Source organism: Chromohalobacter sp. 296-RDG (assembly GCF_029889885.1).
Lineage (GTDB): Bacteria > Pseudomonadota > Gammaproteobacteria > Pseudomonadales > Halomonadaceae > Chromohalobacter.
This window is the reverse complement of the sequence record NZ_JARANY010000077.1, coordinates 1-8,399: the sequence shown is the minus strand read 5'-3', so window position 1 is coordinate 8,399 and position 8,399 is coordinate 1. Positions and strand designations below refer to the sequence as shown.

The following is an 8,399-nucleotide window of genomic DNA, read 5'->3' as shown; positions in this document are numbered from 1 at the left end:
CCACCGTGCTCTTGGCCAACACCCTGGTCAGCGAGCACGGCGTACCGGTGGAGCGCATCGTCATTGCGCTGAGCCGTGTCGGCGACAGCTCCCGTGAGCTTGAGGAAGCCCACGCTTACCTGAAGGCGACCCCGTATCACGTGCTCGACTCGCAGATACCGGAGAAGACCGCGCTGCGCCGTGCACAGGACAGCGGCCTGTCCGTGGTGGAGACTCCCTACAAGGGGCCGCGCGAGCAGGCGGACCGGCTGATTCAAGCCATCATCAACCACCTAGAATCTGTAACTAATTAACGCAATGATGCATTAACGCAAGGAGTCGACGACATGGCCGCACCCAGCAAGAAACCCGGCAGCAAGGGGCTTCCCCCGCAGCCGACGCAAACCTCCCACGTGGTGGGCAACCACACCAGTAAGCCCGAGGCCGGCACCACCGTGCCTTGTAACTTCAGGGTGAGCCCCGAGTTGCGCCGCCGCTTGAAGGCCTTCGCTGTGGCGCACGACATGAGCATGGTTGAGGTGTTCGAGACGGCGGTGAACGAGTACATGGAGCGAAAAGGAGGGGCATAAAGAGGAGAAGGGACTTATCGAGCTGTTTTAAGTTAACAAATTTGTTATTTATTTGTCTATGCCCTATGCTATCGAGTACTACAATGAGGATCTCCAGCAAGAGGTCCTTAAGCTGCCGCCGACGCTGCTGGCCAGGTACATCAGCCTGACCGACCGCATGGTCGATGCCGGGCCGAATCTAGGAGAGCCGCACACCAAGGCATTCGGCAAGGGGTTGTTCGAGCTGCGGCTGAAAGGCGCCGAGGGCATCGCCCGGGTGTTCTTCTGTACCCGCATCGAGCAACGGATCGTGATACTCCACTGCTTTGTGAAGAAAGATCAGAAGACGCCGAAGCGGCACAAGACACTGGCCGAGAAGCGGCTGAAGGAGGTGAGGGATGCTGACTCATGAGCAACTGAAAGCGAAGGCTCTGGAGAACCGCGAGGTTCGCAAGGAGTACGAGCGGGTCAACCGTGAAGAGTTCGCCCTGCTGGACATGCTGCTACAGGCACGCCGTGAAGCCGGGCTGACACAGGCTGATGTGGCCGATCGGATGGGCACCAAGGCGCCCGCTATTGCCCGTATGGAGCGAGCACTGGCGTCTGGCAAGCACTCCCCATCTATCAGCACCGTGCGGCGCTACCTGGAAGCCTGTGGGAAGGATCTGCGCCTAGAGGTAGCCTGATGCTACCTTATGGGGCCATAGGTTACTGAAAAATAAAAGAATACCGTACGACGATTTAAAGAAATTCTTTTAAATCAAAAGAGTGGACGGCTGGTAGGATGGGACGTACGAATTGAGGGATCGTCGATAGGCGGAAAAGACAACGCCCCCACTCCGGGACTCTTGGCGGATGAACGGGGTGAGGGCGCTACATACTGTGTGAGGAAATTATGACCCACTCTGAACCCGTCTGCCAAGTGCTGCGGGACATCGTTCAAAATAAAGCTGGTCTACGTCGCCTGCGCTGCATGGGCAGGGGACGAGCATGAAACCTCCACACCAGCTTTCTCTTATTACTGAGCCATCGTTCTACCACGGGGTATCAGAGGCTGCGTACATCGCATTGCTCGCCCGCCAGAAAGGCGGTGACATGCGACAGCAGTCCTTCCGCGTTGCCTTTCTCGACAAGGTAATCCAGGCAGCTCCCCGCGATAGGGACTGCTACCTGTCTCAAGCTCAGTTCATGCGCCCTAACCGGCGGGCGGTTAACCTGTACAGCCTGCCACTGCTATTCTGCGATTTGGATCCCGTTTCACGACACCACATGCCGCCTGAGGAGTGGCGTCGCGCAGTGCTGATGGTCTGCAAGGATGAAGGCATACCGCCCCCCTCGCTGATTGTCTACAGCGGCCGCGGCGTACACTTGAAATGGATCCTCACGAGCCCTCTGCCTAGAGCCGCGCTGCCCCGCTGGAACTTCGCTCAGAAGCAGTTGGGAGAGCGCTTCCAGCAGATCGGGTCTGATCCTCAGGCTCGTGATGCCTCGCGTGTCCTGCGGCTCGAGCACACCGTCAACACCAAGACCGGGCAGCGCTGCGAGGTCATCTGGGTCACGGATGGTGGTGATGGCATGCCGATCCGTTATCCCTTCGACGTGATCTTTGACGAGGTGGCTCCCTTAGCCAGGGAACAGCTGGCAGAGGAACGCAAGCAGCGTATAGCGGGAAAAACCAGCCAACTGCCCCGCTGGCACGCGAAACCGTCGCTGACGGTAGTGAAGGGCGGACGCCATGGTCTGAAACGCATCAACTACCAGGAGCTGGCCTGGCACCGCCTTGAGGACCTGCGCACCCTAGCGGAAATGCGTACCGCTTACCAGGGAGGTCCCGAACCGCTTAAGGGGCAGCGCATGCTGTTCTTATTCTGGAGCCTGAACTTTATGGCTCTGTCCCATGCGGTGACACCGGCGAGCTTCTGGAAGGAGGCCCAGGCACTAGCCGCATCGCTGGCCCCTGGGTGGAGCTACGATAAGTCGGAGCTGAGCACGGTATACCATAAGACCAAGGCCTACTTTCAGGGCGAGGTGGTGGACTTCGGTGGTCGCAAGGTGCCCCCACTGTACACGCCCCGCAACGCAACGCTAATCGAGCGCTTTGCGGTCACAGACGACGAGCAGCACGAGCTGCGCACAATCGTAAGCAAGGGCGAGGCGCGGCGTCGTGATGCCGAGCGTAAGCGTCAGGTGCGCCGCGCGGCTGGTGTTCAGGAGCGTGCGGTTTACGATTCCATGGTGCAACACCGCCGTGAAGTGGCCTGGGCGTTGCGTACAAAGGGCTTGAGCATGCGCAATATCGCTAAGGAAATGGGCACAAGCTTAAGTCATGTACAGAGGATGCTAGCTGATGCTTAATTTGGGTGTACCCAACCGTGTCCGTATTTCTAGTGGCGGAGCCTCTGAGGCATTTGGGATCAAGAGTAACCGCCTTCGCGGATGTGCTCCAGATAGGCTAGAACTTCACAGGTACGGCCCTGGGAAACTAGTTGCTCGGCTGTTAGCCCGCCTAGGGCGGAGATCGGATAGGTTTGATACCAAGCCCAAGAAGCTGCCCGGGAGCCGGCCCAGGGCTCGATCTGTTCCAGAACCGTTTGAGTTTGTTGTTCGCGATTATGGCATTCTTGACGGTCGCGGTAGCGGGCCCAGGCGAGCCCTCCACCGAACAGCAGCAGGGCGGTGAATAGGATGCCGAGTGGAAGGAGAATGGCAACAGCATTGGAAGTTGTCATATTGGTGTTCTCTTAGAGCAAGGAAAAACCCTTTGTTGCCATAGTGCCAGTTTCACTTAGGCTGAGAACGCCATCGATGATGGCGTCTCTGTGCTAACGCGACAGAGACGTGGGTGGGGGGCTTTGGTCGCGAAAAAGGCTTGGACCTCGCCACCCCAGGCTTTGCGGGACTAGGCTGGGAGTTTGTGCTCACAAATTATGGATGGCGGAAGCTAGGTAGAATCCGTCACCGATTGCTGCCCCGAGAGTTTGGGTGAGGGGTGGGAGTCTTGGTCGCGAAATGCCTCGAGGACCTCTGTGACGGGCGCTGTGTGGATATCTGAGCCAGGTAGTATCTGCCACCGTTTCGCTGGATGAGCCGTCTGTGTTTGATCACGATAAGCGCCATAATCCTGATTCCCTGGGCTCCCTCGCATATGTGATCGGCCGAGGCGCGAATCACCGAAACCGCCATTGATGGTGGAAAGCACAACATTGCGCGTATGCACAATAGGTGCCGGCTTACCATCTTTAGGGCATATGTGGTGGCTTCGGCGGGTCGCCATACCGCCCCATCACTTGCCACAGCAAGCGGATGGCGTACCAATGGTCACGCGCCGTGGTGGGTGCAAAGCCCTTGGCTGAGAAGTAACGATGCACGTGGCCGCGTCCCGTTTGTCGAGGATCGCAGCCACACCAAGCCACGAACCTTTCCACCCGTTTCAACTGCCGGCGCCTTGCTGCCTTGTTTCCCTTTGCTGCGTACTGCCGGAGGGCATGGTGGATGTTTCCCGGAATCATCGCATCGTCCCCAGGTAGGATACTGTGATGGCGATGCGTGAATGCCCCAACTCACGTGCCACGACTAACCGCGCGGCCCGATCTTCTGTCCGGCTGGCTTTGCCATTCATCATCCGAGGGAGGTGGCCGGTTTCCGCCTGATAGCGTTCCACGGCGTAGGCGGCTCGGAGTTCGTGAATCCGGCTGATACTGTGTTCCTGAAGTGTTTCCCGAGTCTGCCTGAGACTGGTTTCCTCCCATTGCGCCCAGGTCTGATTCGCGGGGATCAGGCTTCGTGCTTGCTCCTGGACGGCGGCGGCTTTGGCTAGCGTCTCCAGCTGACGAGGGTGCGTGATGGGTACTTCTCGCGTGCGCCCACCCTTGGTACCCGCACTGATCGTCACGCGGCCTCGTTCGCTGGCTTCCTGGAGCACCTGGCGTGCGTCCAGGAGTGAGGCTTCCTTGGCCCGTAGTCCGAAATCACGGGCCAATTCCACCACGGTGGCGCCGTTGGCGTTTTTCTGGCTGCGCAGCGCCTCCGCCGCTGCCGTCACGCCTGCCCTGTCGAGGCCGTCCGGGATCTCCGTACGCACGTTCACACGTGCGGCGATGCCGCCGTCCTTGGTGGGGCTCACGGACTCCCATGCCCCTTGGGTGGCGAGCGTCATCACCGAATTGACGGCACTCACGAGGTTTTGCCCATACGCGGCGGAGAGCTCTCCGCCTGCCACGCGTGCAGCGATGGACTGTGCGTAGGACGCCACGAGCTGTCCTGTGATGCCCTCTAGGCGCTTCACGCCTGCCTCCTTGGCGTAGGCGGCGAACGCCTGCCAGCGCTGCCCTAAGGTTGCAGCACTGGCGTATGCCATGGTTCCTGCCCTGGCCATCTCGTTGACAGCGAACCGACCCGCCTTGGCCAGGTCGCGGGTCTTTAATCCGAAGTTTGTGCCTTTGGCCATGCTTCGCTCCTGTTTCGGTAGTTGGTGGGCCCCCATGCCCCGTTCTATGCGGTAAGTGATGCGCGCTCGTGACGGTAAGCGCAGACCGTGGAGGCGGCGTTTTGGTGTCGCAGACGTTTCCCAACTGCGGACTGGTATCGCTGTAGTGATGTGACACGACCCCTACAGGTGCTATGGCGCGGGGCTGCGCATGCTGGTGGCGGCATTACGCCACCGGCTCCGGCTGAGGCGTGAAGCCCGGTTCCCTGCGAGGAGAGCCGCCTAGGATCGCTGTCACGTTTCAGGTACGGCGTTGCGCCGTGGCAGGCGTTTCGTCGGTTTTTGTCCGGCGAGAGCTTGGATGAAAGCCGCGTGGTTGAGCGGCTAGCTGGCCAGTGGGCTCCCGCGTCTCCTCGGAGCGAGGAGACGCGGGTGGGACGGCATCGCATGCGTTGGGCGGCATGATGAGGCGCAATCGCGCCCGGCGTTGGCGGTGAGTTGCCGATGACGCACCGGGGCACGAAGCGCCCAGGTACATGCGGCGGCAACGCGCGCAACACCGTCGAGGTACAGCCGTGGCCGGCTGGTGAGTCCGACGCCGGAGGCCGGCAGACGGAGGAGAGAGAAGGCTGGGCACGCAGGCACAGCAATACACGGCGGTAGCCGTGGTGGTTCATCCGCACGGGGCGAAGAGGGGAGGTTATGCGCCGGTATGAGCCGCTTCAGACGGTCCTATATTGGGCGCAGAGCCGTCGCAGGCGAAGCGCGAGCGATGGTATTGCATCATCCGCAGGCCCCTAGGGGGCGAGGCGAGGAGGGCACGAGGCCAAAGATTGAAGGGCCGAAGCCGAGAATGCTGTTCTGGATTTCGAGGCCAGCTACCCCGCTGCCCGAGGACAGGACTGAAAGGACCGTGTTGTTTTCGGGGTCGGCATCCCCGGTCACTGTGCGACAGTTACGGGGCTAGATTACCTCGACTTGCTGGCTGTGTGAAGCCCGCCGCAGCCGGGTTATCTGTATGCGGTTGAACTGGTTCCGGTCTCGAGAGCTGAGAGTTGAGGTCGCGAAATCGCGTCAGCTGGGTGCTTTCACTCGCGGAGCGCCCGGATGCGCTGCCAATCGGTCGTTTTCTTTACGTCAGGCGACCAGCCCCCCCAAGGCGCTCTGCGGGGCTGGTTTCCCGTAAAGAAATCGCGTAAACCTTTCTATGTATAGAAAAGGCCCGTTTCTCGGTTGCCCGATGGAGGCTGTGATGACGAATCGACGCGATACGCCGCATGAACGGCTACGGGGGAGCGTTATCAAACATGAGGCAATGGGGCTCCCATCAATGTCATGCAAGAAGATCCTCAGCAGGTGCTGGATCTGATAGCCAGGATAGAACATGAGATTTACACCTGATCCGAGCCAGATGATGGTGTGGAAGTCGAAAAATGTGTCCATGGACACCGTGCTTTCCTGGTATGCCAAAGAAGCTTTCGTGATTGAGCCACCATCGCCGCCCCGACTGCACGGCAGTCAAAGATTGAACCTTCCTTCATCACCCACGATCACTGGACGTTCCATGTTCACGCGTAGCCATGTCTCGCGCAGTGAAACAATGTCGCCGTAGGCGATGACTTCCAGCGGTGACCGGCCATTGAAGCCTTCGTTGTGGTTGGCCATGGCCATGAAGCCATAGAGGTTCTTGGGATTGTCGAATATCACGCGAAGAGCTGCATGAATGTTCAGCACGTAGCTGATCCGAGTGAGCTGGTCTTCATCCAGGTTGAGCTGCCATTCTGGATCATGGCGCCTGGCACGCGCATAGGTGTCAAGGGAGACACGCAGGATTGCTGTGCCCTGCTCACTGCTGGCACCCCACTTTCCCAAGATCGTGGTGGCTGCCTGTAGTCCCGTGGCGGCCGTGTCCTTGTCCGTCATAGCCATCCCCCCTAGACGGGTACTCATACCAAACCTTGGCACGGCCATCGCTTTGAAGCCATGGTGTAAAATAAACGAGTGTTTGTTTTCGTACAGGTCGACATGCTAAGGAGGGCGCATGATCATCGGCTATGCCCGCGTCAGTACCCAGGACCAGAACTCCCGGCTGCAGCGTGATGCTCTCAAGAAAGCCGGCTGCGAGCAGGTCTTCGAAGAGCGTGTTACCGGCACCAAGCGAGAGCGCCCTGAGCTGCAGGCCTGCCTGCGCACCCTGCGCGACGGCGATACCCTGGTGGTGTGGAAGCTCGACCGCCTGGCCCGCTCGCTCAAGGACCTAGTGGAGCTGATCCACGAGCTGGATGCCCGCAGCGTGGGCTTTCGGTCGCTTACCGAGGCGATCGATACCGCCAGTGCCGGCGGCAAGCTGGTGTTCCACATCTTTGGTGCCCTGGCGGAGTTCGAGCACAGTCTGATCCGGGAACGGACCCTGGCTGGCCTGGTGTCGGCCAGAGCCCGCGGTCGCAAGGGAGGGCGCCGTCCCGTTATGTCAGCCGCAGACGTGCACAAGGCGGTAGCGATGCTGGCCGACCCCGAGATCACCAAGACCGAGGTGGCCAAGCACTTCGGGGTCAGCCGGGTGACGCTGAATGCTTCCCTGGAGCGGGAGGGCCTGGCCAAGGCGGTGAACCTCCCCAAGCTCAGCAGTTGCTGACTGAGTGTGAGCCTGAAGCCGCTGAGATGGAGAAGCTCCGGATTTAGCAGGAGGCGCCGGTGGTGGGGCGTGAAGGGATCTAATTATATGGGGAGAGCCTTCAAGCCGCTTCATCACGCGGAACTAGTCTGGCCAGATTTCCACCCATGCCCCTGAACAATTCGAACGCCCATCGAGGTGGCTTTCTTTTTTGCGTTAAAGCGTTATTTTATTATTGCGTTATACTGACAAGGGCAACCTATTGGGTGGCGCCTCTTTCACCATGGAGCCGGTTTCAATAGTAACGCTTTAACGCATTGACGTAATAACGCAAAGGGGGCAGGCGCCATGGGCTACATCATCGGTGTGGTGAGCCAAAAGGGCGGGGTGGGCAAGTCCACCGTGGCCCGGGCCATCGCCACGACCTACGCCGCCGCCGATTGGAACGTGAAGATCGGTGACTTGGATATTAATCAGTCCACGAGCTTTACCTGGCTTCAGCGCCGTCTGAGTCGCGGCATCGAGCCTGTGGTGGCCGTCGAGACGTTCGGCACCGTGGGCCAGGCCCTCCGGATCGCTGACGCCTATGACCTCATGGTGTTGGACGGCGCGCCGCATGCGACCCGGGCGATCGCCGAGATCGGGCAGAAGTCACACCTGGCAGTGTTGCCTGCCGGCCTATCCCTGGACGACCTGGAGCCCACCGTGCTCTTGGCCAACACCCTGGTCAGCGAGCACGGCGTACCGGTGGAGCGCATCGTCATTGCGCTGAGCCGTGTCGGCGACAGCTCCCGTGAGCTTGAGGAAGCCC

The 8,399-nt window shown here is 60.0% G+C and carries 9 protein-coding genes and 1 pseudogene; 7 read left to right on the top strand and 3 right to left on the bottom strand.

Annotation, left to right across the window (positions count from 1 at the left end; all coding sequences use genetic code 11):
* The 5 genes and pseudogenes from OP495_RS15570 to OP495_RS15550 all read left to right on the top strand — a co-directional run.
* Nucleotides 1–293, top strand: a pseudogene (locus OP495_RS15570) (hypothetical protein); the annotation flags it as partial.
* A 33-nt stretch (nucleotides 294–326) separates the two neighbouring features.
* Nucleotides 327–569, top strand: coding sequence for a hypothetical protein (locus tag OP495_RS15565; protein WP_280564802.1), 243 nt, complete (start codon nucleotides 327–329; stop codon nucleotides 567–569).
* 58 nt (nucleotides 570–627) lie between these two features.
* Nucleotides 628–960 (top strand): type II toxin-antitoxin system RelE/ParE family toxin, encoded by a 333-nt coding sequence (locus tag OP495_RS15560; RefSeq protein WP_280564803.1) that lies wholly within the window; start codon nucleotides 628–630, stop codon nucleotides 958–960.
* Nucleotides 947–1,234 carry a helix-turn-helix transcriptional regulator gene (locus OP495_RS15555; RefSeq protein ID WP_280570596.1) on the top strand — a complete coding sequence of 96 codons (288 nt, stop codon included), beginning with the start codon at nucleotides 947–949 and terminating at the stop codon, nucleotides 1,232–1,234. The genes OP495_RS15560 and OP495_RS15555 overlap by 14 nt, the downstream gene beginning before the upstream one ends.
* Before the next feature lie 304 nt (nucleotides 1,235–1,538).
* Nucleotides 1,539–2,903 (top strand): replication protein, encoded by a 1,365-nt coding sequence (locus tag OP495_RS15550; protein WP_280570594.1) that lies wholly within the window; start codon nucleotides 1,539–1,541, stop codon nucleotides 2,901–2,903.
* Between the two features lie 59 nt (nucleotides 2,904–2,962).
* Here OP495_RS15550 and OP495_RS15545 read toward each other — a convergent pair whose 3' ends face one another.
* From OP495_RS15545 to OP495_RS15535, 3 genes are all read right to left on the bottom strand, one after another.
* Complete coding sequence (locus tag OP495_RS15545; protein ID WP_280564797.1) at nucleotides 2,963–3,277, bottom strand: hypothetical protein; 315 nt, start codon at nucleotides 3,275–3,277, stop codon at nucleotides 2,963–2,965.
* A 776-nt stretch (nucleotides 3,278–4,053) separates the two neighbouring features.
* Complete coding sequence (locus OP495_RS15540) at nucleotides 4,054–4,995, bottom strand: integrase domain-containing protein (protein WP_280570592.1); 942 nt, start codon at nucleotides 4,993–4,995, stop codon at nucleotides 4,054–4,056.
* A 1,497-nt stretch (nucleotides 4,996–6,492) separates the two neighbouring features.
* Nucleotides 6,493–6,897, bottom strand: coding sequence for a hypothetical protein (locus tag OP495_RS15535; protein WP_280564799.1), 405 nt, complete (start codon nucleotides 6,895–6,897; stop codon nucleotides 6,493–6,495).
* Between the two features lie 118 nt (nucleotides 6,898–7,015).
* Here OP495_RS15535 and OP495_RS15530 point away from each other — a divergent pair, with 118 nt between their 5' ends.
* Complete coding sequence (locus tag OP495_RS15530) at nucleotides 7,016–7,609, top strand: recombinase family protein (RefSeq protein WP_280570591.1); 594 nt, start codon at nucleotides 7,016–7,018, stop codon at nucleotides 7,607–7,609.
* Nucleotides 7,610–7,936: 327 nt separating this feature from the next.
* Nucleotides 7,937–8,399 (top strand): ParA family protein (locus OP495_RS15525; RefSeq protein WP_280570589.1); only part of this gene is annotated, 463 nt, incomplete at its 3' end.

Coding starts and splice junctions, on each gene's coding strand:
- OP495_RS15530 (WP_280570591.1), top strand. CDS start 7,016: ATGATCATCGGCTATGCCCGCGTCAGTACCCAGGACCAGAACTCCCGG.
- OP495_RS15555 (WP_280570596.1), top strand. CDS start 947: ATGCTGACTCATGAGCAACTGAAAGCGAAGGCTCTGGAGAACCGCGAG.
- OP495_RS15540 (WP_280570592.1), bottom strand. CDS start 4,995: ATGGCCAAAGGCACAAACTTCGGATTAAAGACCCGCGACCTGGCCAAG.
- OP495_RS15545 (WP_280564797.1), bottom strand. CDS start 3,277: ATGACAACTTCCAATGCTGTTGCCATTCTCCTTCCACTCGGCATCCTA.
- OP495_RS15560 (WP_280564803.1), top strand. CDS start 628: ATGCCCTATGCTATCGAGTACTACAATGAGGATCTCCAGCAAGAGGTC.
- OP495_RS15565 (WP_280564802.1), top strand. CDS start 327: ATGGCCGCACCCAGCAAGAAACCCGGCAGCAAGGGGCTTCCCCCGCAG.
- OP495_RS15550 (WP_280570594.1), top strand. CDS start 1,539: ATGAAACCTCCACACCAGCTTTCTCTTATTACTGAGCCATCGTTCTAC.
- OP495_RS15535 (WP_280564799.1), bottom strand. CDS start 6,897: ATGACGGACAAGGACACGGCCGCCACGGGACTACAGGCAGCCACCACG.